The sequence below is a fragment of the Actinoplanes aureus genome (genome assembly GCF_015704865.1).
In the GTDB taxonomy this organism is placed as follows: Bacteria; Actinomycetota; Actinomycetes; order Mycobacteriales; family Micromonosporaceae; genus Actinoplanes; species Actinoplanes aureus.
Window position 1 is genome coordinate 275,902 of sequence record NZ_JADQTO010000007.1, and the last position, 24,592, is coordinate 300,493.

Here is a 24,592-nt window from a genome sequence, read left to right on the forward strand (position 1 = left end):
CGAGCCCCGCTCGACCGGCGCGATCGAGGCTGCGAAACTGTCCCCCAAATCGTCTCCAGGGGGATTTCCAAGTGAATGGTTCGGTACTACCCGAGGACGTTCTGCGGGACGCCCCATCCTTCACGCCGCGCCCTTACGAGTTGGCAGACCTGGAACTGCTGCTCTCCGGGGCGTACGCGCCGCTGACCGGGTTCCTCGGCCGCGCTGATCTGGCCTCGCTCGCGCGCCGGGGCCGGCTCGCCGACGGCACGCCCTGGCCGGTCCCGGTCACCCTGGAGATTCCCACCGAAGTTGCGGCCCTGCTGGATCTGGCCGACCCGCAGCACCGGACCGTGGTGCTGACCGACCCGGAGGGCGCGCCGGTGGCCGCCATCGAGGTCACCGACGCCTGGCCGAGCGGTGAGCAGCGGTACGGCATCGGTGGACCGGTGCGCCGGATGGGCGACGGGGGGCACGGGCCGTTCCAGCGGCTGCGGCGCACTCCGGCCGAGGTTCGAGCGCTGCTGCCACCGGGCCGGGTGCTCGGCGTCATCGCCGACCGGCCGCTGCACCGACCGCAACTGGCGCAGATCGCGCACGCCGCGCGTACCCTTGCGGCTCATCTTTTGATCTTGATCCCGGTGAGCGGGCCCGGCCCGGACGGCCTGCCGCCGGAGGCGCTGGTCCGCTCCATCTTCGCCGCGCGGGACCGGATGCCCCCGGCCACCATCGTGGCCGTGCCCCTGCTCACCCGGCGCGACGAGATGCGGGACGCGCTGCTGCGCGCCCGGGTGGCCCAGGCCTACGGGGTGACCCACGTCCTGTCCACCGGAGACACCCTCTCCGGGGCCGGGCTGCGCGTCCTGGTGCCGCGCGAGCTCGCCTACGACAACCGCGACGGGCAGTGGCGCTGGCGCGACGACATCCCGCCGCGCAACCGGCGGCTGGCGATGAGCCCGCTCGAGATCGACGACCTGCTGGACCGGGGCTTTCCGCTGCCGGAGTGGCACACCCCGCCGGCCGTGGCCAAGGAGCTCTCCCGGGTCCGCCCGCCGCGCCGGCACCGCGGCCTGGTCGTCTTCTTCACCGGCCTGTCCGGCTCCGGGAAATCGACGATCGCCCGCAACCTGGCCGACGCGATGCGGGAGAACGGCGACCGGACCATCACCCTGCTCGACGGCGACGTGGTGCGCCGCGAACTGACCGCCGGGCTGGGCTTCAGCAAGGCCGACCGGGACCGCAACGTACGCCGGATCGGCTGGGTGGCCGCCGAGGTGGGCCGGCACGGCGGCATGGCGGTGGCCTGCCCGATCGCACCGTACGAGGCGGCGCGCGCGTCGGTCCGGCAGATGGCGATGGAGGCCGGCGCCGGGTTCATCCTGGTGCACGTCGCCACGCCGCTGGAGGTCTGCGAGGCCCGCGACCGCAAGGGCCTGTACGCCCGGGCACGGGCCGGCCAGCTGCGCGGGATGACCGGCATCGACGACCCGTACGAGGCGCCGGCGAACGCGGAACTGACCGTGGACACCACCACGATGACCGTCTCGGAAGCGGTCGAAGTGGTGCTCGGATACCTGGTGGAGAACGGCTGGGTGGAGCCGAAACTGACGTAAGCCCATCACTATCGGCGGGAGTGTGGCGTTACCCCTCTGGGGCGAAACGCCCAAAGCTGGCACAACCCACACTCCTCCTGGAAGGCCGCCGAAGACCGATGGAAGCGTCTCGTCCTGCGTCCGCCGACTTCTCGAACTACCTGGGCGCCGTCCGCCGGCACTGGTGGCTCGCCCTGGCGGTGACCGGCGCGGGCCTGGGCGCCGGCGCGGTCCTGGCCCAGACCATGCCGAAGGTCTACGAGGCGTCGGCCTCGGTCCTGGTGCAGGCGGTCGACCAGGACACCAACGCGCAGGGCGGCCGGACCAAGGGCGCGGTGAACCTGGACACCGAGGCGCAGCTGGTCGGCTCCGGCGCGGTCGCGGTGAAGGCGGCCGCGCTGATGCGTTCCGACGTGTCCCCGATCGAGCTGGCCCGCTCGGTCTCGGTCCAGGTGCCGGCGAACACCACGGTCCTGGTGATCACCTTCAAGTCGGACACGCCGGAGGGCGCTCAGGCCGGGTCGCACGCGTTCGCGGAGGCGTACCTGCGCAACCGGGAGGAGTCCGCCCGGGCCCAGCTGGACAAGCAGATCCAGTCGCTCAACCTCAAGGTGAAGCAGCTGACGACCACGCTCACCGGAATCAACGGCAGGCTGGCCACGGCCCGCAAGGGCAGCTCAACCGAGAGCAATCTGCAGAGCCTGCGGAACAACTCGCAGAACCAGCTCAACTCGCTGACCGGCCGGCTCAACGAACTGACCACCACGATGGTCGGCGGCGGCAGCATCATCAGCGACTCCCGCCTGCCGGACGACCCGACCAGCCCGAACACGCTGCTCAACGTCGGCACCGGCGGCATGATCGGCCTGCTGCTCGGGCTGGTCCTGGCGTACCTGCGGGAACGGTTCGACCGCCGGCTGGTCACCGCCACCGACGTACGCGACCGCGGCCGGGTCCCGGTGCTGGCCGCGCTGGACGAGCGCAGCACCCCGCACTTCGACGACGTGCTCCAGCCGTACGGCCCGGGCGGGCGGGTCTTCAACCGGCTCCGCAACGAGGTGCTGGCCAGCCTGGAGGGTGGCGACCAGATCATCGTGGTGACCGGTACCAGTCGTGGCTCGGCCAGCACGCTCGTCGCCGCGAATCTGGCGGCCGCGCTGGCGCGTACCGGAAGTGATGTCGTTCTGATCGGTGCCCACCTGCCGGACAGCGTGGTGGATGCCGCGCCGCTGGCGCGGATGCTCGGGGTCTCGGCCGTGCCCGGCCTCTCCGACCTGCTGGCCGGCCGGGTCAGCCTGGGTCGTGCGCTACAGCGCACGCCGCGCATCCCGTCGCTGCGGGTGGTCACCACCGGCGGCGCCGCCACGGCGGCCGGCCTCATGCAGTCGCAGCGGCTCAAGGACACCCTGGAGACGCTGCGCCGGCAGAGCCAGTACGTCATCATCGAGGCGCCCTCCACCAGCAGCAGCGCCGACGCGCAGAGCCTGGCCAGCCTCGCCGACGCGGCGATCCTCGCGGTCGAGCTGCGCCGCTCGCGCCGGCCCGCCCTCCTGGACGCCACCGAGCAGCTCCAGCGGGTCGGCACCCGGCTGCTCGGCGCGGTGGTGATGCCGCGGCTGGCCGCGATCCAGCCCGGCCAGTTCCCGAGCCCGGCGGTCACGCTGCCGCCGCCCGTGCCGGACGCCGACACCGACGGGCCGACCCAGCAGCTGTCGTTCGCCCGGCAACGCGCGGCCGAGCAGCACAGCAACGACGCCACCGCGGTCATCGACCTCTCCAGCGCGGGCGCCGCGGAGGGCGACGACAAGTGACCGCGGTCGCCCCGGCGCCGCTGTCCGCCGGTCCGGCCCACCGCACCACCAAGAACCGCTCGCTACCGGCCTGGCCGGTGGCCGGCATCCTGCTGCTCTATCCGCTCTGGTGGGCGCTCGGTCTGGGCGTACTGATCTTCCCGCTGATGGCCGCGCCGATGGTGTTCCTGCTGGTGCGCCGCCGCGCCGCCGGGCGGCGCCTGCGGCTGCCACCCGGCTTCGCCTGGTGGGCCGTCTTCCTGCTGGCCGTGCTGGTGAGCATCGCCGCGCTGGGCGCGGACCCGGCCGGCACGGTGGCGGAACGGGCCAGCGACCGGCTGGTGGCGGTCGTCTACAAGCTTTCGATGTACGCGTCCCTGACCGTCCTGCTGCTCTACGCCGGCAACCTGACCGAGGCCGAGCTGTCCCGCCGGCGGCTGGTGCGCCTGCTCGGCGGAATGTTCGTGGTGACCGTGCTGGGCGGGCTGCTCGGCATGGTCGCCGGGAACTTCGAGTTCACCTCGCCGGTCGAGTGGCTGCTCCCGTCCGGCGTGCGGAACAAGGGTTTCGTTCGGTCGCTGGTGCACCCGTACGCCGCACAGATCATGGACCTGGTCGGCGGCGAGAAGCCGCGTCCGGCCGCGCCGTGGGGTTACACCAACACCTGGGGAAACAACTTCTGCCTGCTGGCCGGGTTCCTGGTGGTGGCCGCCGGTGCGAGCCGTAGCGCCGGGAAGAAGACGCTCGCCGTACTCTGCCTGGCCGTCTCGGTGGTGCCCGCGGTGGCGTCGCTCAACCGCGGTCTCTGGATCGGCCTCGGCGTGGTCGTCCTCTACGTCGCGTTCCGTTACGTGCTGGCCGGCAAGCTGTGGATCATCGGAGCCCTGCTGGTCGCGGCGGGAGTCCTCGCGGTCGCCATGGTCGCCACCCCCCTCGGCGACACCGTGCGGGCCCGGCTGGACAACGGCAAGTCCAACGGCGTGCGCTCGTTCCTCATCGACAAGGCGCTGGACGGTTTCACCGGTTCGCCGGTGATCGGGTACGGCGGTACCCGCAACACGCTCGGCGGGCGCAACTCCATCGCCGTCGGGGAGAGCGCCGGCTGCGAACGCTGCGGCAACTTCACCGTCGGCGGCAACGGCCAGCTCTGGCAGCTGCTCTACGCGCACGGTGCCGTCGGCACCGCCGGCTATCTGGGCTTCTTCGGGTACGGGCTGTGGCGGTTCCGCCGCGACCGGAGCCCGGCCGGGGTGGCGGCGAGCGCCGCGCTGGTCAGCTCGTTCTCGGCGATGCTCTGGTACAACTCCCTGGTCACCCCTCTGGCCTTCATGGTTCTGGCGTACGCGCTGCTCTGGCGCAACTGGATCGAGGGGAACGAGATTTGAGCCCGGTAAAGACCGCTCCCGCGGAACTCACCGCCGACGACGCGGCCCTGCGGACCCAGTACCTGAACGAAGTGCTCGGCCTGCTCTACCCCCCGCCGTGCGACACCGAGCACGGTCAGGGCCCGCTGATCGCCGACTACCTGGTCGTCCCCAATGCCCGCCGCCCCCGGCTGCTGGTCCCGTCGATCTCGCCGACGGTCGCCGCCGCAGCGGTCCGCCGGTACGCCGAGCCCCAGTCGAGGCTCGCCAAACTGAAGCGGGACGCCGTGGTGGCCGCCGTGCACACCCGTACCAGCGGGCTGCTGTTCCGCGATCGGATCCGAGTTACTGGTCCGATTTCAGCGGGTATCGATGGTTATCTGAGCGACGCGCTGCGACGTGATCTCGCGGTGAGCATCCACATCGGCCCCGCCCGGGCCAACCGCAAGCCGGTGCTGCAACTGCTCGGCACCGACGGTGAGACGTTCGCCTTCGGCAAGCTGGGCACCGGACCGCTCACCCAGCGCCTGGTCAAAGCCGAGACCGCGGCCCTGACCGCGCTGGCGGGCAGCGGGCTGAGCAAGCTGACCGTGCCGCGGGTGCTGCACGCCGGACAGTGGCGTGACATGCAGGTGCTGATCCAGTCGGCACTGCCGGTGTGGCTGCCGCGGGCGCCACTGACCCAGCGCCGGCTGACCGCGGCGATGCTCGACATCGCCGGCTGCTGCGGGTACACGACCGGGCCGTTGACCGGTAGCGCGTACTGGCAGGAGTTGCAGGGCCGGCTGGCGGCGGTGGCCGACCGGCCGGAAGGCGCCGGGCTGGCCGCCGCGGTCGACGTGCTCGCCGCGCACAGCGGCGAGACCGCCCTGCGGTACGGGGCGTGGCACGGCGACTGGGCCCCGTGGAACATGGCGAACCTCGCCGACACGCTGCTGGTCTGGGACTGGGAACGGTTCGCCACCGGGGTGCCGATGGGCTTCGACGCGGTGCACCACGAACTACAGCGGCGCATCCAGTCCACCGGGGACGCCCGGGGTGCGGTGGAGGCCACCGTGCAGCGCGCCGACGAGCTGCTGGCCCCGTTCGGGGTGGCGCCGGTGGCTCGGGAGATCACCGCACTGCTGTACCTCGTCGACCTGGCCGTCCGATACCTGACCGACCGGCAGGCGGAGGCCGGCGCCCGGCTCGGCGTGCTCGGCACGTGGCTGTTGCCGGTGCTCATCCGCCGCGTAGAGGAGCTCTAGACACCATGGACGTACGCAACCTGCCCGCACCGGTGAAGCGGGTGGTGCACCTGGGCTCGCGCTCGTACGGGCGGCTCACCTCGGAGAGCCGGATGCTGCCGTCGTTCCTGATCTGTGGCGGGCAGCGGTGCGGAACCACCTCGCTCTACCGGGCGCTGGCCGCACATCCGGTGGCGCTCAAGGCGGTGCTGCACAAGGGCGTGCACTACTTCGACACCTCGTACCACCGGGGCCCGGAGTGGTACCGGGCGCACTTCCCGCTGTTGCGTACCGCCGAGAAGGTGGCGGAACGGTACGGGACCCCGGCGCAGACCTTCGAGTCCAGCCCGTACTACATGTACCACCCGCAGGCCGCGGCCCGGATCGCCCGCGATCTCCCGTACGCGAAGCTCGTGGTCCTGGTCCGCGACCCGGTCGAACGCGCGTACTCGCAGCACCACCACGAGGTGGCCCGCGCCTTCGAGTCCGAGCGGGACTTCGGCGCGGCGCTGGCCCTGGAACCGGCCCGCCTGCACCGCCAGGAGGAACGGCTCGCGGTCGACTCCCGTTACTACAGCTTCGCCCACCAGCACCACGCCTACCGGGCCCGCGGCGAGTACGCCCGCTACCTGAGCGTGATGGCCCAGCATGTCGGGCGGGAACGGATCCACGTGGTGGAGAGCGAGCGCTTCTTCGCCGACCCGGGCCCGGTGTACGACGAGGTCTGCGCGTTCCTCGGGTTGCCGGCCGACCTGGAACGCCCGCCGTTCGAGCGGCACAACGCCCGGGCCCGGCAGAGCGACATGGACCCCGGGCTGCGCCGCGAACTGAACGCCTACTACCAGCCGCACGACGAAGCGCTCGGTGGCTGGCTGGGGCACACACCGATCTGGCGCCGCGGGTGACGGCGGCTCTCTCTGATCGGGCGGCTCGCGGTGCGGCCCGCGGCGGGCTGGCGAACATGGCCGGGTCGGCGCTGGCCGGTGGCACCGGGGTGGTGGTGACCTGGGTCGTGGCGCGTACCCTCGGCCCGGAGCTGGCCGGCGCGTTCTTCGCCGCCACCGCCGCGTTCGTGCTGGCCGGCGGCCTCGCCAAGCTCGGCACCAACACCTCGCTGGTGTACTGGCCGGCCCGGCTGCGGGCCACCGGCCGCGGCCACCTGCTCGGCCCCTGCCTGCACACCGGCATCCCACCGGTGGCCGTTCTCTCGCTGGTGCTGGCCGTGGCGATGTGGACCGGCGCGCCGGCGATCGCCCGCCTGACCGCGGGCGAGTCGGCCCATGTGGTCACCGACCACGCCACCGGGCTGCGGGTGCTCGCCGTCTTCCTGCCGCTCCAGGCGCTGACTGACGTCCTGCTCACGGTCACCCGCGGCTACCGGATCATGCGGCCGACCGTACTGCTGGACCGGGTGCTGCGCAGCGGTCTGCAACTGCTGGCGGTGAGCGCGGCCGGCATCGCGACACTCTGGCTGGCAGCGTCGCTCCCCGTCTTCGCGCTGGCCTGGGCGGCGCCCTACCTGCCGGTCACCCTTCTTGCCGGGTACGCCGCGCGGCGCGCGTACCTGGCCGGGCGCCCCGACGGGGTGTCGAGTGAACGCTCCGAACGCCGGCAACTGCGTCGCGACTTCTGGCGCTTCACCGGCCCGCGCGCGGTGGCGGCGGTGGCCCAGCTCGCCCTCCAGCGAGTGGACGTGCTGCTGGTCGCCGCACTGGGCGGGCTGGCACCGGCCGCGGTGTACGCGGTGGCCGGCCGGTTCGTCGTGCTGATCCAGTTCGCCAACCAGGGGCTCTCGCAGTCGGTGCAGCCCCGTCTCGCCGAGGCGCTGAGCACCGGCGACCGGGCCGCCGCGAACCAGCTCTACCAGACCGCCACCGGCTGGCTGGTGCTGGTCACCTGGCCGATCAACCTGCTGGTGATCGCCTGCGCCCCGCACTACCTGCGACTGTTCGGCGCCGAGTACACCGCCGGGGTCGCGGTGGTGCAGGTGCTGGCCGGGGCGATGCTGGTGGCGACCGGCTGCGGGATGGTCGACATGGTGCTGGCGATGGCCGGCCGCACCTCGGCGAACCTCGGCAACGTGCTCGTCGCGCTCGCCGTGATGATCACCCTGGACGTGCTGCTGATTCCCCGGTGGGGAGCGCTCGGCGCCGCGGCGGGGCTGGCCGGCGCGATGGTCGTCAACAACCTGCTGCCGCTGGCCCAGGTGTACCGCGGCATCGGGCTGCATCCGTTCGGGCCGGGCACCCGGGCCGCCGCACTGCTCGCTCTCGTCTGCTTCGGCCCGTCGATCTTGATCCCATCGGCCGCCGCGGTAGCCGTGCCGGCCTATGTCGCGGGGGCTTGGCTGCTGCGCGAGCGGCTGATGCTCAGCGCCTTCAGTACGCGCTCAAGGAGGAGAAGTTGACAAGCGATTACACCCAGGTGTTCCAGGACACCGAGGCGGTCGAGAAGTACGAGACCGTGACGTACGCCCCGGAGAGCTACGCGTCGCAGATCAACGACCGCCAGCGGGACTACCTGCGGGCTCTGGTGAGACGTGAGTTCGTCGAGAATCCACCGGTGCAGCACGACTTCGCGTGTGGCACCGGCCGGGCCATCCGGGCGCTGCACGGCCTGGTCCGGGAGGCGCACGGGTACGACACGTCGGCCGAGATGATGGCGAAGGCGGCCGAGGTCGGATCCCGGGCCTACTGGCATCAGATCCCGATGGACGGTCCGGTGCCGAACCCCGTACCGGCCGGCTTCCCGGCTGTGGTCACCCTCTTCCGCCTGCTGCTCAACGTGGACGAGAGCGTCCGGGACCGGGCGCTGGCGTTCGCCGCCAAGGTGCTGCCGCACCGCGGTTCCGGGCTGCTCGTGGTGGAGAACCACGGCAACGCCGGCTCGATCCGGCATCTCCGCGCCCGCCGGCACAACGGTGAGCGCTGGTTCGCCGAGCTCTCGCACGCCGAGGTGGAGCGGCTGCTGGCACGGCACGGTTTCGAGATGGTCGAGCGACGCGGGTTCTCCATGCTGACCCCGTCGCTGCACGACCACCGGGTGGCCCGGCTCGCCGACGCGGCGGCGCGGCGGCTGCCGGGAAGTGACGCGTACGCGGTGAACGTCCTCTACACCGCGCGGCGGGTCCATGCGTAGGGGTGTCGCGGCCGTCGCCGTCGCGCTGCTGCTGCTCGCCGGCTGCACCGAGGACAAGCGCGAGAAGCCCGAGCCGGAGCCGGCACCCGACCTGACCAGCCCACCGCGGGCGGTCGCGATCGATCCGGGACCGTTCGAGGCGGGCCCGTTCGAGCCGCCCGAGCACGGCGCGTACTTCGGCGCGTGGATCAAGCCGGACGAGCTCACCCACGTGGGCCGGATCACCGCGGTCGACGGGCTGGAGGAGTCGCTCGGCCGGCGGCTGGACTTCATCAACACGTACCGCCGGTTCGACCAGATGATGGGCACCGCCTCGGACAAGGAGTTCCTGTCCCAGGGCGCCAACCTGATGATCAGCTGGGCGACCGGCGACAACCGGTCCATCCTGGCCGGCGAGCACGACCGGCTGATCCGCCAGCAGGCTCGGGCGATCCGCAAGATCAAAAAGCCGGTGCTGCTGCGCATGCGGTGGGAGATGGACCGGCCCAACCTGCGGGCCACCATGTGGTCCGGCGCCGACTACATCGCCGCCTGGAAGTACGTCCGGGAGATCTTCCGGAAGGAGCGTACGGAGAACGTGTCCTGGGTGTGGTGTCCCACCGCCGAGGGCTTCATCCGCGGTGAGGCGCCCGACTTCTACCCCGGCGACGACCAGGTCGACTGGACCTGTGTGGACGTCTACGCCGGCGCCGTGTTCCAGCCGATCGGGAAACTGATGGGACCGTTCCTGGACTGGGCCTCGCAACGCCCCAAACCGATCGTGATCGGCGAGTTCGGGGTGGCCAAGGCGTGGGGGTCGGCGGGACGGGCGGCATGGCTCAAGGACGCCGAGCGGACCTTCAAGGCGAACCGGCAGATCAAAGCGATCGCCTATTTCGAGTCGAACCCGGACGGCAACGGGCCGAAACAGCAGTTCCAGCTCACCGGGGACGAGGCGGCGTTCGACGTCTTCCACTCACTGGTGCGCGACCCCTATTTCAACGCTCGCGGCTGAGCCCGTCACCGGGCCGGCTCGAGGAACTCCAGGCGGTTGCCGTGCCCGTCGGCCGAGTAGAGCCGCCGGTGACCCGGGAAGTGGGGATCCCACTGCACCGGGTGGCCGGCGGCCTCGAGCGCCTGCGCCAGCCCGTCGAGGTCCTGGACCAGCACGCCCGGATGAGACCTGGCGGCCGGCACGAAGTCGGGCGCCGGGCTGAGGTGCACCTCCCAGCCGCCCGCCCGGAACCAGCAACCGCCGCGGGCGGCGAGCACCGGCGGCTTGATCACTTCGGCCATGCCGAGGACGCCGCTGTAGAAGTCGCGGGCCACCCGCTCCCCGCCGGACGGGATCAGCAGTTGGACGTGATGCAGATCTTTGATACGGAACGCCATCCGGCGACCCTAACAGTACGATCGTACGGTTAGCCAGGCTCCGAAAAGTGTCGTACACCTGTTCCATGCTTAGCGGGACAGGACGAGCACGACTCCGGGGGTGTCACCGATGTCCTTCCGCGACGACTTCTTCGAGCGCCAGAGCGAGATCATCGATGAGTACGGGTGGGCAGTCGTCCACGTCCTGCCCGCCGACGATGACCCGGAGGAGACGGTCCCGTTCGCCTACACCGTGGGCCTGACCGGCTTCGGCTTCCCCGAGCTGGCCATCACCGGGCTGGACCCCGAGGCCGGCCACCAGATCCTCAACGAGCTCGCCTGCCGGCTCTGCGACGACGGCCTGCGCCTGTCGCACGGGCAGCGCATCTCCGACCTGCTGGCCGACCAGGAGGTGGTGATCGTGGCGGGCGAGGCCACCGAGGAGGTGTTTCCCGGTGCCGCGCTGGCGAGATATGGCGACGAGCGGGTGCACCTGCGCCAGATCGTCTGGCCCGACCTCGACAATCGGTATCCCTGGCAGCGGGGGTATGAGTCGCTTCTCTACCCGCAGCCGACGATCGGGGCGCCGGCTCCGGCGGCTGCGGCTCGGTGCCGGGGGTTCCGGGGCATCCCACACGCGCACGGCCGGCGACGACCCTCCAGCTGGAGCAGGCGGGAGGGGAGCTGAGCCGCTCGTGGCGAGGCGGTCGGCCCCTCAGGGGCGACGGCGGCGTGGGCCCTGGCAGGGCCGGGCGTTTTGGCGCGACGGCGGCGTGGGGGCACTGGCTGGGCCGGGCGCTCAAGGGCGACGGCGGCGTGGGGGCACTGGCTGGGCCGGGCGCTCAAGGGCGACGGCGGCGTGGGGCTCTGGCCAGCAGGCGGAGGGCGTAAGGGGCGTCATGACGCAGATAGCGGCCGGCCAGGCGGCGGGGTTCGGTGCCGAGCCGGTGGGCCCATTCCAGGCCGGTGCGCTGCATCCAGCGGGGTGCGCGGTGCACATCGCCGGCGACGAAGTTGACCGCCGCGCCGCAGCCGACGAACCAGGTGGCCGGGAGGTCGCGGCGGAGCCGCTCGATCACGAGCTCCTGCTTCGGGAAGCCCAGCCCGACGAAGACCAGGTCCGGTCGCGCGTCCACGATCTTCGCGCAGAATTCGGCGTAGGCGGTCTCGTCCTCGTCGAACCCGTAGGCAGGGCTGAGCGAGCCGGCGATGCGCAGGCCGGGGCACGCGGCGGCCAGCCGGGCCGCCGCCCGGGTCGCGCCGTCGGCGGTCACGACGCCTTCGGCCGGCCGGTCGGCGGCCGCAGGCCAGGGGGTCGCGGACCGAGGGGCCGGAGCGCCGCCGGCTACGAAGATGGAGCGGCCGTCGCGGCCGATTCCGGTGGAGAGCGACCAGATCAGGCTGCTGCCCGCCACCCGTTCCGGCAGCGGCGCGCCGCCCAGGCGACTGGCCCAGACCAGCGGCATGCCGTCGGCGACGATCAGGTCGGCGTCGTCGAGGTGCCGGCGCACCTCGGGATCGGCGGCGGCACGACGGAGGATGTCGACGTTGGGGGTGATGATGCGACCGCCCCGGCCGTTCGCCAGTGCGTCCCGTACGACGGCTACAACCTCGTCCTCGGTGATCCGGTCGATGCCGGTGCCATCCAGGTGCACGCGGCCGAAAGCCTCGATACTCACCTAACGCCTCCTTTTACTTGCTTCACTCGTTACCAGAGCGAAACGAGCGAAGGTGATACAAAGTGGCACAGGTGCTTTTTCTCGGCGGATTCGGACGAAGTGGTACTACCCTCGTTGAACGCCTGCTCGGCGAACTGCCCGGGATGTGCGCCCTGGGTGAGGTCGTTCACCTGTGGCAGCGCGACCTGCGCGACAACGAGCGCTGCGGCTGCGGCTCCCGGTTCTCCGGCTGCACCTTCTGGCGCCGCGTCGGCGATCTCGCCTTCAACGGCTGGACGAACGTCGACGTCGACCGGGTGCACGCACTGCGGGACACGGTCGAACGGACCCGCCACATCCCCCGCCTCGCCTCGGCCACCACCGCGCCGCCGGAGGTGCTGGAGTACGCGTCGTACTATGCCCGGGTCTACGCCGCCGCGGCCGAGGTCTCCGGCTCCCCGGTCGTGATCGACTCGTCCAAGCACTCCGCCCTGGCCCACGTGCTGCGCTGGGCCGGCGACATCGACCTGCGGGTCGTGCACGTGGTCCGGGACGCCCGCGGCGTGGCGTACTCCTGGACCAAGAAGGTGGCCCGCCCGGAGACCGACGGCACCCAGGAGATGACCCGCTACTCCCCCGGCCGCTCGGCGCTGCTCTGGAACGCCCACAACGCCGCCTTCGGCCTGCTCGCCCGCCGAGGCGTACCGGTGCGGCGGATCCGCTACGAGGAGTTCCTCGCCGACCCGCGGGCCGGCCTGGTCCGGCTCGCCGACTTCGCCGACATCCGGCTGCACCCGACGGACCTGGACTTCCTCCGGCCCGAGCACGCCGACCTGCGGGTCGGGCACAGCGCGGCCGGCAACCCGATGCGGTTCACCGTGGGGCGCCTTCCGCTGCGCCGTGACGACACCTGGAAGCGTGCCCTGCCCAGCGCCCAGCGCCGGCTCGTGGGCGCGGTGTGCGGGCCGATGCTGCGGGCGTACGGCTATCCGATCAACGTGGAGGCACGATGAACTGGCCGTCCGTCGGGGTAGTCATCCCCACCCGGAACCGCCCGGAGCTGGTCCGGCGCTCGATCGCCGCGGTCCGGGAACAGCGCTATCCCGGCGAGGTCAAGATCGTCGTGGTGTACGACCAGACCGAGCCGGACTACCTGCTCGCCTCCACCGAGGGCGTACCGGTGCTGGTGTTGACCAACTGGCGCTCGCCGGGCCTGGCCGGCGCCCGCAACACCGGCCTGCTCGCGCTGGACACGGAGCTGGTGGCGTTCTGCGACGACGACGACCGGTGGCTGCCGGACAAGCTGCGACGTCAGGTCGCCGCGCTGCTCGCCGAGCCGGAGGCCGAGTTCGCCACGTGTGCGATCGAGGTGGAGTACGAGGGCCGGGCGACACCGCGCCTGGCTCACCGCAGCCGGGTGACCGTTGACGATCTGGCCCGGTCGCGGATGGCGATGCTGCACTCGTCGTCGTTCCTGATCCGTCGGGAGGCACTGGCCGAGGACGCCATCGGCCTGGTCGCCGAGGACGCGCCGGGCAGCCAGAACGAGGACTGGGACCTGCTGCTGCGGGCCGCCCGCCGGGCGCCGGTCGTGCACCTGGACGAGCCGCTGGTGCAGGTGCTGTGGGGCCGCACCTCGCACTACGCGTACGAGTACGCCACCAAGATCTCCTCGCTGCGGTGGATGATGCAGCGGCACCCGGAGATCAGCGGCTGCCGTCCCGGGGCGGCCCGCGTCTACGGTCAGCTGGCGTGCTGGTCCGCGGCGACCGGAAACCGCAGTCAGGCCTGGCGGTACAGCAAGGAGGCGGTGCGTGCGAACTGGAAGGAGCCGCGTACCGCGATCGCTCTGGCGGCGATGACCGGAGCCGTCAAGGTGGAGAACGTGCTCTCCGCCCTGCACAAGCGCGGCCGGGGTATCTGAACTCACTCTTCCGCACGGACTTCGCACACGGTAGTGTTCGAGTGTGTTCGAATTAGTGCGGTTCAGCAAGCCGGGCGTGAGCGAATGTTAGCTCAGCAGCGTCAGGCCGCGATTCTTGATCGGGTCCGGGCGACCGGTGGTGTGCGAGTCAGCGAGCTCGCCATGGAGTACGGCGTCTCCGACATGACGATCCGCCGTGACCTGGAGTCCCTGGCCGACCGCGGTCTGCTGGCGAAGGTACATGGCGGCGCGACCACCGTCAGCCCCGGTTCCGCACACGAGCCCGGATTCGCCGCCAAGTCCGATCGGCAACGCGACGAGAAGACGGCGATCGCGGTCCGGGCCGCCGGCCTGGTCTCCCCCGGCGACGCCATCGCGCTCTCGGCCGGCACCACCACCGCCGAGCTGGCGCAACGCCTCGTCGACGTGCCCTCGCTGACCGTGGTGACCAACTCCATCCCGGTGGCCGACGTCTTCTACCGGGCGGGCCGGCCGGACCAGACCGTGGTGCTGACCGGCGGGACGCGTACGCCGTCGGACGCCCTGGTCGGACCGGTGGCGGTGGCCGCGGTCGGCACCCTGCACCTGGACATGCTCTTCCTCGGTGTGCACGGAATGAGTGAACGTGCCGGATACACCACCCCTAATCTGATGGAGGCGGACGTCAACCGGGCCTTGGTCGAGGCGTCCGAGCGCCTGGTGGTGCTCGCCGATCACACCAAGTGGGGCACCGTCGGCATCTCTTCGATCGTGCCGCTCAGCCGCGCGGACGTTCTGATCACCGACGGCGGTCTGGATGAGAGCGCCCGTGCCGTCCTCGCGGAATCCGTTACCGAACTCGTGGTGGTGAATCCCCAGTGAGCTTGACCCGCACGGTCGTCCGACTCTCGGACGGCCGGGATCTGATCTACTTCGACGAGGCGGCCGGCAGTGGCCGTGCGGCGTACCCGGACACCCGCGAGCTGCCGCCGCCCCCGCCGGCCTCGCAGCTGCGCTACGACCCGCTGGTCGACGAGTGGGTCGCGATCGCCGCGCACCGGCAGACGCGTACCTTCCTGCCGCCGTCGGACGCCTGCCCGCTCTGCCCGACCACGAAGCGGTTCGCCAGCGAGATCCCGGCGCCCAGCTACGACGTCGTGGTCTTCGAGAACCAGTTCCCGTCGTTCAGCGACCGCATCGCGCCCGACGAGATCACGCAGCTGACCGACATGGTGCCGGTGAAGCCGGGCCTGGGCCGTTGCGAGGTCGTCTGCTTCACCAGCGACCACAACGCCGCCTTCGGATCGTTGCCGCCGTCGCGCGTGCGTACCGTCGTCGAAGCGCTTGCGGACCGCACCGCCGAGCTCTCCGGACTGCCTGGTGTGGCGCAGGTCTTCCCGTTCGAGAACCGGGGCGTCGAGATCGGCGTGACGCTGCACCACCCGCACGGGCAGATCTATGCGTACCCGACGGTGCCGCCGCGGACGGCGGCCATGCTGCGCGCCGCCGCCCGGCATGCCGAGCGGACCGGCGGCCGCAACCTCTATGCCGACGTGCTGGCGGCGGAGCAGACGACGAAGGTACGCGTGATCGCCGCCAACGAGCACTGGACGGCGTACGTGCCGGCGGCTGCCCGCTGGCCGTTCGAGGTGCAGCTCGCACCGCATCGTCAGGTCCCCGACCTGCCCGCGCTCACCGACGCCGAGCGGGACGCGTTCGGGCCGCTCTACCTGGACGTGCTGCGCCGCTTCGACGGGCTCTTCGGCAAGCCGATGCCCTACATCTCGGCGTGGCACCAGGCCGTGGTGGGCGAAGGCCGCGAGCTCGGTTACCTGCACTTGCAGCTGTTCAGCATCCGCCGGGCCGCGGACAAGCTGAAGTACCTGGCCGGGTCGGAGTCGGCGATGGGCGCCTTCGTGAACGACATCGTGCCGGAGAGCGCGGCGCGGATGCTGCGCGACGCCGCCTGACCTGCGGCGGGACAACCGGGGGGTCCGGGACAAGACCCCCCGGTCGCAAAGGGGACAGCGAACCGAAACGCCCGCTCCACCCTGAGGAACGACGCGCGTACCCCGTAGTTACGCGCTCAAACATGCAGGTTGCCGCATAGCCGCGAGCAAAGCGAAGCCCGCCGGCAAAGCCGGCGGGCTTCGATGCTTTCGGTGTACGAGATCAGGCCAGTTTGCGAGCGAGGTTCTCGTCGAGCGCGTTCATGAACTCATCGGTGGACAGCCACGGGGCGTCGCGGCCGATGAGCAGCGCGAGGTCCTTGGTCATCTGGCCGCCCTCGACGGTCTCGATGCAGACCTTTTCCAGCGTCTCGGCGAACGTGGTCACCTCGGGGGTGCCGTCCAGCTTGCCGCGGTGCTTGAGGCCACCGGTCCAGGCGAAGATCGAGGCGATCGGGTTGGTCGAGGTCTTCTCGCCCTTCTGCCACTGCCGGTAGTGCCGGGTGACCGTGCCGTGCGCGGCCTCGGCTTCGACGGTCTGGCCGTCCGGGGTCATCAGCACCGAGGTCATCAGGCCGAGCGAGCCGAAGCCCTGGGCCACGGTGTCCGACTGCACGTCACCGTCGTAGTTCTTGCAGGCCCAGACGTAGCCGCCCTCCCACTTGAGCGCGGCGGCGACCATGTCGTCGATCAGCCGGTGCTCGTACGTCAAGCCGGCCGCGGCGAAGTCAGAGGCGAACTCGGTCTCGAAGATCTCCGCGAACAGGTCCTTGAAGCGCCCGTCGTAGGCCTTCAGGATCGTGTTCTTGGTGGACAGGTAGACCGGGTAGTTGCGGGCCAGGCCGTACCGGAACGAGGCGCGCGCGAAGTCGCGGATCGACTCGTCGAAGTTGTACATCGCCATGCCGACGCCACCGGCCGGGAAGTCCGCGACGTGGAACTCCAGCGGCTCCGAGCCGTCCTCCGGCGTGAAGGTGACGGTGAACTTGCCGGCCTTCGGCGCGACGAAGTCGGTCGCCTTGTACTGGTCGCCGTGTGCGTGCCGGCCGATGATGATCGGCTTGGTCCAGCTGGGCACCAGCCGGGGCACGTTCGACATGATGATCGGCTCACGGAAGACGACACCGCCGAGGATGTTACGGATCGTGCCGTTCGGCGACCGCCACATCTTCTTGAGGCCGAACTCCTGTACTCGGGCCTCGTCCGGCGTGATCGTGGCGCACTTGACGCCCACACCGTGCCGCTTGATGGCGTTGGCCGAGTCGATCGTGACCTGGTCGTCGGTCTCGTCGCGGTACTGGATCGACAGGTCGTAGTACTCGAGGTTCACGTCGAGGTACGGCAGGATCAGCTGCTCACGGATCTGCTTCCAGATGATCCGGGTCATCTCGTCGCCGTCGATCTCCACGACCGGGTTCTTGACCTTGATTTTCGCCATCGGCCGGCGCTCCTCTCCCGAAACACACGCTTAGCAGTACGAGCGTACTGCCCGCCCGTCGGAGATCGCCGGGCGGCCCCGCGTTCTAGCGATCCCCTCTACCATTCCAGGCGATGAAGATCCGGCGTGCCGATAAGCGCTATCAGCCCCGCCACGGCCTTACCTGGGTCGAAGCTGTTCAGGTGCGGGCCGGCGATTTCGGTACGGCACTGGGCTGGCTCGCGGTCATCGCTGTGGCCGGGGTCACCGGATACTTTCTCCACGACGACCTCGTCGAAACAGCCGGCGAGCTGACCGGCGGCGGTCCGGCCGCAATGGCCGCGGCCGGCTGGTGCATCGTGATGGCCTCCGTGGGCACCAGCGCCGGTTGCCTGGCGATCGCCCTGCGAGACCGTCTGCACCGTGCGCTGCTGCTGGGCTTCTACGCCGCCGGGGCGGTGGCCGCCTTTCCGGCGCTCTGGTACATCCCGAACCGCAACTCGGAAGAGATGTTCGGCCACGGCAGCGCCGACCTGGTGGCCGGGACGCGATGGGGCTGGATCACGATCGTGCTCAGCGGCTTCGTGGTGATGCTGTCGGCCCTGGCGCAGACACTTCTCCGGGCCGGCGAGCTGTGGACCCGGCGGTGGTTGCTCGGCACCGCCGCGGCGGTCGTCACCGGTGCGGCGCTGACCCTGGTGCTCGCCATGACGAATGCCGGGTGACCGGCCGGAGCAAGCGGTGCATGTGTAGCTGGGTTCGGCCTTGTGAGACCCGTACCAGAAAGGGAGAAGGCCGGGGTCTGCTGCCCCGGCCTCTCCCGCAGTGATCTCGCGCGCTGAGGTCAGAGACCCGCGACGTCCGCCTGCTTGGCGCGGACCGCCTCGGCGGCCTCCTTGAGGCCGGCCAGCTCGGTGTCGGTGAGCTTGTCCTCGACGACCTTCTTGATGCCCTGCGCGCCCAGCTCGGCCTCGACGCCCAGGTAGACGCCGGAAATGCCGTACTCGCCGTCCACCCACGCGCAGACCGGCATGACCACACCGGAGTCCTCGGCCACGGCCTTGGCCATCCGGGCCGCGGCGGCCGACGGGGCGTAGTACGCCGAGCCGGTCTTCAGCAGCGCGACCACCTCGGCGCCACCGTTGCGGGTCCGGACCACCAGCTCCTCGATCTTGTCGGCCGGCAGCAGCTCGGAGAGCGGCTTGCCGTCCACGGTGCAGCGCGACGGGACCGGCACCATGGTGTCGCCGTGCGAGCCGAGGGTAAGCGCCTTGACGCTCTTCACCGGGACGTTGAGCTCCTCGGCGATGAAGTTGGTGAAGCGGGCGGTGTCGAGCACGCCGGCCTGGCCGAAGACGCGGTTCTTCGGGAACTGGGTGGCGAGCTGAGCGAGCGCGGTCATCTCGTCGACCGGATTGGAGACGACGATGACGACGGCGTTCGGGGCGTACTTCGCGATGTTCTCCGCGACCTGGCGCACGATCTTGGCGTTGACCTCGAGCAGGTCCATCCGGCTCATGCCCGGCTTACGCGGCAGGCCGGCGGTCACGACGACCACGTCGGAACCCTCGATCGCCTCGTAGCCCTCACCGTTCGGGCCGGTGCTGGCGCCGATGACCTTGGTCTCGTAGCCCTCGATCGCGCGGGACTGGTTGAGGTCGAGCGCCAGGCCGGCGGGCTTGCCCTCGATGATGTCGGTGAGAACCACCGTCTCGAAGATGTCGTACTCGGCGAGACGCTGCGCGGTCGTGGACCCGTAGAAACCGGCGCCTACGACGGTTACCTTCTTGCCCATAGCTCTGCTCTCCCAGTGTCCGGGCGATATTTTCGCGACCGTATCAGCCGGTAAACGGCGCATTACGAGGCGGTCGGCTCAACGCGAAATAAGCCACTCATACGTCCCGATCCTGCCACCGATCGGCGTTGTCCACAGGAAGTCGCGGGTTGTCCACAGCCCTGGAGCGCCGTTCGCCGTACCTCTGCACGCAAACGGGGACGCCGGCTCGTCGAGCCCGGCGCCCCCGTCAAGCAAGCAGATCAGTGATAGAAGTGCCGCGTCCCCGTCAGATAAACCGTAAGACCAGCCTTCTCCGCAGCCTCGATCACCAGGTTGTCCCTGATGGACCCACCAGGCTGCACAACCGCCTTGACCCCGGCCTTGATCAGCACCTCAAGCCCATCCGGGAACGGGAAGAACGCGTCCGAAGCCGCCACACTCCCGCTGGCCCGCTCCGCACCGGCACGCTCGACGGCCAGCCGAGCGGAGTCCACCCGATTGACCTGCCCCATCCCAACCCCGACAGTCGCCTCATCCCGCGCCAGCAGGATCGCGTTGCTCTTCACACTGCGGATAGCCCGCCACGCGAAGGCGAGGTCCGCGAGATCGGCGGGAGACGCGGGCTCGCCACACGCCAGCTCCCACCCGGCCGGATCGTCGCCGGGCGCATCGATCCGGTCCGCCATCTGCACGAGGACACCACCGCCGACCTGCTTGATCTCCGCGGGCGGCGGGTTCCAGGCGGGCGCGACCAGCACGCGCAGGTTCTTCTTCTCTTGGAGCACCGCAAGGGCGTCCGGCGCATAGGACGGCGCCACGATCACCTCGGTGAAGATCTCCGAGAGCTGCTGCGCGAGGGGAAGGGTCACCTCCTGGTTGACCGCCACGACGCCACCGAACGCCGACACCGGGTCGCACTCGTGCGCCTTCCGGTGCGCCGAAGCCACGTCCGGGCCGACCGCGATGCCGCACGGGTTGGCATGCTTGATGATCGCCACGCACGGTGAGGTGAAGTCGTTGGCGCTGCGCCACGCGGCATCCGCGTCGACGTAGTTGTTGTAGGACATCTCCTTGCCGTGCAGCTGCGTCGCCTGGGCAAGCCCGACCGGCGCACCCGGGTCGACATAGAGCGCGGCTTCCTGATGCGGGTTCTCCCCGTAACGCAGCGTGTTGTCCCGGCGAAGGGCGATCCCGGCGAACTCCGGCCACTCCGAGGGCGCGAGCACGGTGGCGCACCAGTTGGCGACCGCCACGTCGTACTCCGCGATGTCCGCGAAGGCGCGAGCCGCCAGCAGCTTGCGCTGCGTCAGCGTGAAACCGCCGTCCTTGACGGCCTCCAAAACCAGGGGGTACGCCGAAACCGCCGTCACCACGGCCACCGAGGCGTGATTCTTCGCGGCCGCCCGCACCATCGCCGGTCCACCGATGTCAATCTTGGCGATGCATTCCTCCTCGCCCGCACCCGAGGCGACCGTCTCAGTGAACGGGTAGAGGTTGCTGACCAGCAGGTCGAACGGCTCGATGTCCAGCTCCCGCAGCTCCTGCACGTGGCTGTCGAGCCGCAGGTCGGCGAGGAGCCCGGCGTGCACACGCGGGTGCAGCGTCTTGACCCGGTCGCTGAGGACCTCGGGGAAGCCGGTCAGTTCCTCGACCCGGGTCACCGGCACGCCGGCCTTCTCCACGGTCGACGCGGTCGAGCCGGTCGAGACGATCTCCACCCCGGCCGCGTGCAGGGCCTGGGCCAGCTCGACGATGCCGTCCTTGTACCAGACGCTCAGCAGCGCCCGCTTGATCGGACGACGCCCCTCGTCAGAAGCGGAACTCACGGGATCCGTACCTTTCTGTCCTCGATGGTCCAGCCCTCACGGACCAGCCGGCCCACGTACTCCACCAACTGTGCCCGTTCGGCGACCTTGATCCGCTCGGTGAGCGTCTCCTCCGTGTCGTCGTCGAGCACGGGCACGGCGACCTGGGCGATGATCGGGCCGGTGTCGACGCCGGCGTCGACGAAGAACAGCGTCGCGCCGGCGATCTTGACGCCGTACGCGAGCGCGTCACGCGGCCCGTGAATGCCGGGAAAGGCCGGCAGAAGCGCGTTGTGCGTGTTGATGTACCGGTCGCCGAACGCGTCCAGGAACTGCTTGCCGACCAGTTTCAGAAAGCCGGCCGAGATCACCAGATCCGGCCGATACTCCAGGACGTGCGACGTGAGCGCGGCATCCCAGTCGTCACGGGTCGGGTACGCCTTCACCGAATCCACGAACGTGGGAATCCCGGCCTCGGCGGCCCGGTCCAGTCCGGCGATGCCGTCCCGGTCGGCTCCCACGGCCACCACCTGTGCGCCGTACGCCGGGTCGGCGGCCGCGTCGAGAAGAGCTTGCAGGTTGCTGCCCGAGCCGGAGATGAGGACGACCAGGCGGGCGGGCGCGGGGTCAATCACCTGTGCACCCTATCGCCGCAGGGTGTGACGGCCGACAACGGGGCATTCCGGGTCACCGCAAATCGGCTGACATCCATTACGCTGCGCCAGCAGACTGAAACTTGTCATTGATCGCCGCTCGCGGCGAACCCGCTAGGAGAGAAACGTGTCATACCCGCCTCCTGCTTACGGACCGCCGCCCGGCCAGCAACCCTACGGTGCCGCACCGCAGAACGGCCTCGGCCTCACCAGCATGATCCTGGGCATCGTGTCGATCCCGACCGCCTGCTGCCCGTACATCGGTGGCGTTCTCGGCATCATCGGCCTCGTCTTCGGCTTCCTCGGTAAGAAGAAGGTCGACTCCGGCCTCGCGAACAACCGCGGCATCGCCATCGCCGGCATCGTCACCAGCGCGGTCGGCATCGCGATCGCGATCCTCTTCATCATCCTGTCGGTCGCGCTTCAGGACTTCGACGTCCAGAAGTGGGTCGAGGACCAGCAGAACGCCTGATCCACACCCGGTGATCCGGTGCTTCGGCGCCGGATCACCGGTTCCGGGCTACCGGTCCGGAACGCCGGCCCGAGCCGAACAGCCGGGCCGCGGCAGCACCGATCGCCACCGCCACGCCGGCCACGATCGCGCCGACCAGGCACACGTGCAGCGGGTCCGGCCCGATTTGGGAGAGCCGGCCGTCGCCGAGCGCCCCTCCGGAGAGCCAGCAGAGCAGCCCCAGCACGACACCCGCGGTCGGGCCGGAGAGCAGGCTCGCGCCGACCAGCAGCAGCCAGGCGGGCTCTTCGACATCCGTACCGCCGCGCCGGCCGGAACGCCGGACGCCGCTGCGGCCGTGTCGTAGCCGCTGGGTGAGCAGCCAGCCCGCGGCGGCACCGGCGACCACCGGCAGCGCCAGCAGGGCCGTCCCGCCCGCGCCCATCGGCCCGTCCGGCAGGCCGGCGAGCAGCGGCAGGGTCGGCAACGGGCCGACGGTGACCTCGGTCAGCCGGATCACCGAGTCGGTGCCGAGCGCGAAACCCGGCCCGAGCAGGTAGGCGGCGGCCCAGATGGCGGCGTTCACCGCGTACCCGATGCTGATCAGGGTGATCCCGGCCTGGCCGGCCACACCGGTGCGATAGGCGGCGATCATCTCGGCGGCCTGGCCGCCGCCGAGCGCCAGCGAGAGCCCACCGGCGACCGCGCCCGCGGCCAGCATCAGGAAGGCCGCCACCAGCCCGGCCCGCAGCCCGTGCCGCAGCACCGGCGGAACCCGCCGGGCCAGCACGGAGAGCGCGTCAGTGCCGCGCAGCGACCCGATCAGCGCCCCGGCGACGCCGAGGGCGAGGAAATGCCACGCGGCCCGGCTGGTGGAGACCTCAGTGCCGCGACCGTCGACCAGATAGGCACCCAGGGCTCCCACCGAGGCGTACGCGAGACCGACGGTGACCGCCACGAGCAGCGCGCGACCGGTCGACCCGGTCCGCCGGGCACCCACCGCGCGGGTGACGTGCAGTCCCGCCCGGTTGAGCCGCCATATCACCAGCAGCGTGAGCAGCAGCGGAGTGACAGCGAGCGGGCCGATCGAGGTCCCGATCGGTACGCCGTGGCCCAGCAACCAGGCGGCCAGCCCGGCGTGTGCGGCCCCGCCGATGTCGCCGGCACCCTCCAGGGTCCGGGCCAGCCCGATCACGGCGGCCACCGGCAGGTAGGTCAGCAGAGCCGCCCAGCAGGTGGCGAAGAGCGCCGCCACGAGCAGTGGCGCCCGGCTCGCCGAGTCCTGCGGCCGGCGCTGGGCGGGCAGCCGGACCGTGTCCCGGCGCCCGAGCATCGCGTCGTCGACCACGAGGGTGTCCCGCCGGTCGTCCTCCGGCTCCGCGGGCCCGGGTTCGAGCGGCTCGGTATCGCGCACCACAGACTGGAGCGCCTCGGCGACCGCGAACGGGTCCTCCGAGCCGTCTGGCCGGTCTGTTGTGCTGGGCATCGCCGACTACCTTTTCACGCCGCGGCGCTCACAGCGATGCAGAAACGGCGGCGCGCCGCCGATCGGGCCCTCACGGGCCCGACCGGCAGCGCGTACACCCTGAGCCCAACGCCAGTGTCGTCTCCGCGCGAGCGAGACAGCACTGGCGTTGGGCCTTTTCGCCTAAGCAGCGCTCATGACCTCGCGCATGAGGCGGGCCGTCTCGCTCGGCGTCTTGCCGACCTTGACGCCGGCCGCCTCGAGGGCCGCCTTCTTCGCGTCGGCGGTGCCCGCCGAGCCGGAGATGATGGCGCCGGCGTGGCCCATCGTCTTTCCGGGCGGGGCGGTGAAGCCGGCGATGTAGCCGACCACCGGCTTGGTCACGTTCGCCTTGATGAACTCGGCGGCCCGCTCCTCGGCGTCGCCACCGATCTCACCGATCATGACGATCGCGTCGGTCTCCGGGTCCTCCTGGAACGCCTTCAGCGCGTCGATGTGGGTGGTGCCGATGACCGGGTCACCGCCGATGCCCACGCAGGTGGAGAAGCCGAAGTCGCGCAGCTCGTACATGAGCTGGTAGGTCAGCGTGCCGCTCTTGCTGACCAGGCCGATCCGGCCCTGCGGGGTGATGTCGGCCGGGATGATGCCGGCGTTCGACGCGCCCGGCGAGGCGATGCCCGGGCAGTTCGGCCCGATGATCCGGGTCTTCTCACCCTTGGCCACGTTGTACGCCCAGAAGGCGGCCGAGTCCTGCACCGGCACGCCCTCGGTGATCACCACGGCGAGCGGGATCTCGGCGTCGATCGCCTCGACCACCGCGGCCTTGGTAAACGCCGGCGGTACGAAGATGACCGACGCGTCCGCGCCGGTCTCCTTGATCGCCTCGGCGACGGTCGCGAAGACCGGCAGCTCGGTGCCGTCGAAGTCCACCTTGGTGCCGGCCTTGCGCGGGTTCACGCCACCGACGACCTGGGTGCCCGCGGCGAGCATCCGGCGGGTGTGCTTGGAGCCCTCCGAGCCGGTGATGCCCTGGACGATGACCTTGGAGTCCTTGGTGAGCCAGATAGCCATTAGT

The 24,592-nt window shown here is 70.7% G+C and carries 23 protein-coding genes; 15 read left to right on the forward strand and 8 right to left on the reverse strand.

The features are described 5' to 3' along the window. The first annotated feature begins 71 nt into the window (after positions 1–71). The 8 genes from cysC (at position 72) to I4J89_RS17455 (ending at position 10,083) form a co-directional block, all read left to right on the forward strand. Positions 72–1,592 carry an adenylyl-sulfate kinase gene (gene cysC, locus I4J89_RS17420; RefSeq protein WP_196415024.1) on the forward strand — a complete coding sequence of 507 codons (1,521 nt, stop codon included), beginning with the start codon at positions 72–74 and terminating at the stop codon, positions 1,590–1,592. A 98-nt stretch (positions 1,593–1,690) separates the two neighbouring features. After that, complete coding sequence (locus I4J89_RS17425; protein WP_196415025.1) at positions 1,691–3,382, forward strand: Wzz/FepE/Etk N-terminal domain-containing protein; 1,692 nt, start codon at positions 1,691–1,693, stop codon at positions 3,380–3,382. Then, positions 3,379–4,746, forward strand: a complete 1,368-nt coding sequence (locus I4J89_RS17430) for a hypothetical protein (RefSeq protein WP_196415026.1) — start codon at positions 3,379–3,381, stop codon at positions 4,744–4,746. The genes I4J89_RS17425 and I4J89_RS17430 overlap by 4 nt, the downstream gene beginning before the upstream one ends. After that, positions 4,743–5,972 carry a hypothetical protein gene (locus I4J89_RS17435; RefSeq protein WP_196415027.1) on the forward strand — a complete coding sequence of 410 codons (1,230 nt, stop codon included), beginning with the start codon at positions 4,743–4,745 and terminating at the stop codon, positions 5,970–5,972. The genes I4J89_RS17430 and I4J89_RS17435 overlap by 4 nt, the downstream gene beginning before the upstream one ends. Before the next feature lie 5 nt (positions 5,973–5,977). Then, positions 5,978–6,856 (forward strand): sulfotransferase family protein, encoded by an 879-nt coding sequence (locus tag I4J89_RS17440; protein WP_196415028.1) that lies wholly within the window; start codon positions 5,978–5,980, stop codon positions 6,854–6,856. Further along, positions 6,853–8,358: a lipopolysaccharide biosynthesis protein gene (locus tag I4J89_RS17445; RefSeq protein WP_309238359.1), complete on the forward strand. Its 1,506-nt coding sequence runs from the start codon at positions 6,853–6,855 to the stop codon at positions 8,356–8,358. The genes I4J89_RS17440 and I4J89_RS17445 overlap by 4 nt, the downstream gene beginning before the upstream one ends. Next, complete coding sequence (locus I4J89_RS17450) at positions 8,355–9,089, forward strand: class I SAM-dependent methyltransferase (RefSeq protein ID WP_196415029.1); 735 nt, start codon at positions 8,355–8,357, stop codon at positions 9,087–9,089. Before I4J89_RS17445 ends, I4J89_RS17450 begins: the two co-directional genes overlap by 4 nt. Then, positions 9,082–10,083, forward strand: coding sequence for a glycosyl hydrolase (locus I4J89_RS17455; protein ID WP_196415030.1), 1,002 nt, complete (start codon positions 9,082–9,084; stop codon positions 10,081–10,083). Before I4J89_RS17450 ends, I4J89_RS17455 begins: the two co-directional genes overlap by 8 nt. A 5-nt stretch (positions 10,084–10,088) precedes the next feature. On the opposite strand, the gene I4J89_RS17460 is transcribed toward I4J89_RS17455, so the two are convergent. Continuing rightward, positions 10,089–10,460: a VOC family protein gene (locus I4J89_RS17460; RefSeq protein WP_196415031.1), complete on the reverse strand. Its 372-nt coding sequence runs from the start codon at positions 10,458–10,460 to the stop codon at positions 10,089–10,091. 109 nt (positions 10,461–10,569) lie between these two features. Between I4J89_RS17460 and I4J89_RS17465 the strand changes: the two genes are divergently transcribed. Further along, complete coding sequence (locus I4J89_RS17465; protein WP_196415032.1) at positions 10,570–11,127, forward strand: DUF4262 domain-containing protein; 558 nt, start codon at positions 10,570–10,572, stop codon at positions 11,125–11,127. A 154-nt stretch (positions 11,128–11,281) separates the two neighbouring features. Here I4J89_RS17465 and I4J89_RS17470 read toward each other — a convergent pair whose 3' ends face one another. Beyond that, entirely contained in the window at positions 11,282–12,118 is an 837-nt protein-coding gene (locus tag I4J89_RS17470; RefSeq protein ID WP_196415033.1) for a WecB/TagA/CpsF family glycosyltransferase, read from the reverse strand. 62 nt (positions 12,119–12,180) lie between these two features. Between I4J89_RS17470 and I4J89_RS17475 the strand changes: the two genes are divergently transcribed. From I4J89_RS17475 to galT, 4 genes are all read left to right on the forward strand, one after another. Then, complete coding sequence (locus tag I4J89_RS17475) at positions 12,181–13,110, forward strand: sulfotransferase (protein WP_196415034.1); 930 nt, start codon at positions 12,181–12,183, stop codon at positions 13,108–13,110. Next, positions 13,107–14,021, forward strand: a complete 915-nt coding sequence (locus tag I4J89_RS17480) for a glycosyltransferase family A protein (RefSeq protein ID WP_196415035.1) — start codon at positions 13,107–13,109, stop codon at positions 14,019–14,021. The genes I4J89_RS17475 and I4J89_RS17480 overlap by 4 nt, the downstream gene beginning before the upstream one ends. Positions 14,022–14,105: 84 nt before the next feature. Further along, a complete protein-coding gene (locus tag I4J89_RS17485) occupies positions 14,106–14,882 on the forward strand; it encodes a DeoR/GlpR family DNA-binding transcription regulator (RefSeq protein WP_196415036.1) in 777 nt (258 codons plus the stop codon). Then, positions 14,879–15,970 (forward strand): galactose-1-phosphate uridylyltransferase, encoded by a 1,092-nt coding sequence (gene galT / locus I4J89_RS17490; RefSeq protein WP_196415037.1) that lies wholly within the window; start codon positions 14,879–14,881, stop codon positions 15,968–15,970. The genes I4J89_RS17485 and galT overlap by 4 nt, the downstream gene beginning before the upstream one ends. Before the next feature lie 202 nt (positions 15,971–16,172). On the opposite strand, the gene I4J89_RS17495 is transcribed toward galT, so the two are convergent. Further along, complete coding sequence (locus I4J89_RS17495) at positions 16,173–17,387, reverse strand: NADP-dependent isocitrate dehydrogenase (protein WP_196415038.1); 1,215 nt, start codon at positions 17,385–17,387, stop codon at positions 16,173–16,175. Positions 17,388–17,500: 113 nt separating this feature from the next. On the opposite strand from I4J89_RS17495, the gene I4J89_RS17500 reads away from it, so the two are divergent. Further along, a complete protein-coding gene (locus I4J89_RS17500) occupies positions 17,501–18,091 on the forward strand; it encodes a hypothetical protein (protein WP_196415039.1) in 591 nt (196 codons plus the stop codon). Positions 18,092–18,210: 119 nt separating this feature from the next. On the opposite strand, the gene mdh is transcribed toward I4J89_RS17500, so the two are convergent. The 3 genes from mdh to purN form a co-directional block, all read right to left on the reverse strand. Further along, positions 18,211–19,161: a malate dehydrogenase gene (gene mdh / locus I4J89_RS17505; RefSeq protein ID WP_196415040.1), complete on the reverse strand. Its 951-nt coding sequence runs from the start codon at positions 19,159–19,161 to the stop codon at positions 18,211–18,213. A gap of 242 nt (positions 19,162–19,403) precedes the next feature. Then, a complete protein-coding gene (gene purH / locus I4J89_RS17510; protein ID WP_196415041.1) occupies positions 19,404–20,969 on the reverse strand; it encodes a bifunctional phosphoribosylaminoimidazolecarboxamide formyltransferase/IMP cyclohydrolase in 1,566 nt (521 codons plus the stop codon). Next, complete coding sequence (gene purN / locus I4J89_RS17515) at positions 20,966–21,583, reverse strand: phosphoribosylglycinamide formyltransferase (RefSeq protein ID WP_196415042.1); 618 nt, start codon at positions 21,581–21,583, stop codon at positions 20,966–20,968. The genes purH and purN overlap by 4 nt, the downstream gene beginning before the upstream one ends. 145 nt (positions 21,584–21,728) lie before the next feature. On the opposite strand from purN, the gene I4J89_RS17520 reads away from it, so the two are divergent. Next, positions 21,729–22,073, forward strand: a complete 345-nt coding sequence (locus tag I4J89_RS17520) for a DUF4190 domain-containing protein (RefSeq protein WP_196415043.1) — start codon at positions 21,729–21,731, stop codon at positions 22,071–22,073. A gap of 34 nt (positions 22,074–22,107) precedes the next feature. Here I4J89_RS17520 and I4J89_RS17525 read toward each other — a convergent pair whose 3' ends face one another. Then, the gene (locus I4J89_RS17525; RefSeq protein WP_196415044.1) at positions 22,108–23,538 is read right to left on the reverse strand and encodes a cell division protein PerM; all 1,431 of its coding nucleotides are present in this window, start codon (positions 23,536–23,538) and stop codon (positions 22,108–22,110) included. 162 nt (positions 23,539–23,700) lie between these two features. After that, the gene (sucD, locus tag I4J89_RS17530) at positions 23,701–24,588 is read right to left on the reverse strand and encodes a succinate--CoA ligase subunit alpha (protein WP_196415045.1); all 888 of its coding nucleotides are present in this window, start codon (positions 24,586–24,588) and stop codon (positions 23,701–23,703) included. Positions 24,589–24,592: the final 4 nt, after the last annotated feature.

What these genes read in the sequence shown, in the direction of transcription:
- I4J89_RS17425 (WP_196415025.1), top strand. Translation starts at nt 1,691, where the DNA reads ATGGAAGCGTCTCGTCCTGCGTCCGCCGACTTCTCGAACTACCTGGGC.
- I4J89_RS17440 (WP_196415028.1), top strand. Translation starts at nt 5,978, where the DNA reads ATGGACGTACGCAACCTGCCCGCACCGGTGAAGCGGGTGGTGCACCTG.
- I4J89_RS17455 (WP_196415030.1), top strand. Translation starts at nt 9,082, where the DNA reads ATGCGTAGGGGTGTCGCGGCCGTCGCCGTCGCGCTGCTGCTGCTCGCC.
- I4J89_RS17460 (WP_196415031.1), bottom strand. Translation starts at nt 10,460, where the DNA reads ATGGCGTTCCGTATCAAAGATCTGCATCACGTCCAACTGCTGATCCCG.
- I4J89_RS17465 (WP_196415032.1), top strand. Translation starts at nt 10,570, where the DNA reads ATGTCCTTCCGCGACGACTTCTTCGAGCGCCAGAGCGAGATCATCGAT.
- I4J89_RS17480 (WP_196415035.1), top strand. Translation starts at nt 13,107, where the DNA reads ATGAACTGGCCGTCCGTCGGGGTAGTCATCCCCACCCGGAACCGCCCG.
- I4J89_RS17485 (WP_196415036.1), top strand. Translation starts at nt 14,106, where the DNA reads ATGTTAGCTCAGCAGCGTCAGGCCGCGATTCTTGATCGGGTCCGGGCG.
- I4J89_RS17495 (WP_196415038.1), bottom strand. Translation starts at nt 17,387, where the DNA reads ATGGCGAAAATCAAGGTCAAGAACCCGGTCGTGGAGATCGACGGCGAC.
- I4J89_RS17500 (WP_196415039.1), top strand. Translation starts at nt 17,501, where the DNA reads ATGAAGATCCGGCGTGCCGATAAGCGCTATCAGCCCCGCCACGGCCTT.
- mdh (WP_196415040.1), bottom strand. Translation starts at nt 19,161, where the DNA reads ATGGGCAAGAAGGTAACCGTCGTAGGCGCCGGTTTCTACGGGTCCACG.
- I4J89_RS17525 (WP_196415044.1), bottom strand. Translation starts at nt 23,538, where the DNA reads ATGCCCAGCACAACAGACCGGCCAGACGGCTCGGAGGACCCGTTCGCG.
- sucD (WP_196415045.1), bottom strand. Translation starts at nt 24,588, where the DNA reads ATGGCTATCTGGCTCACCAAGGACTCCAAGGTCATCGTCCAGGGCATC.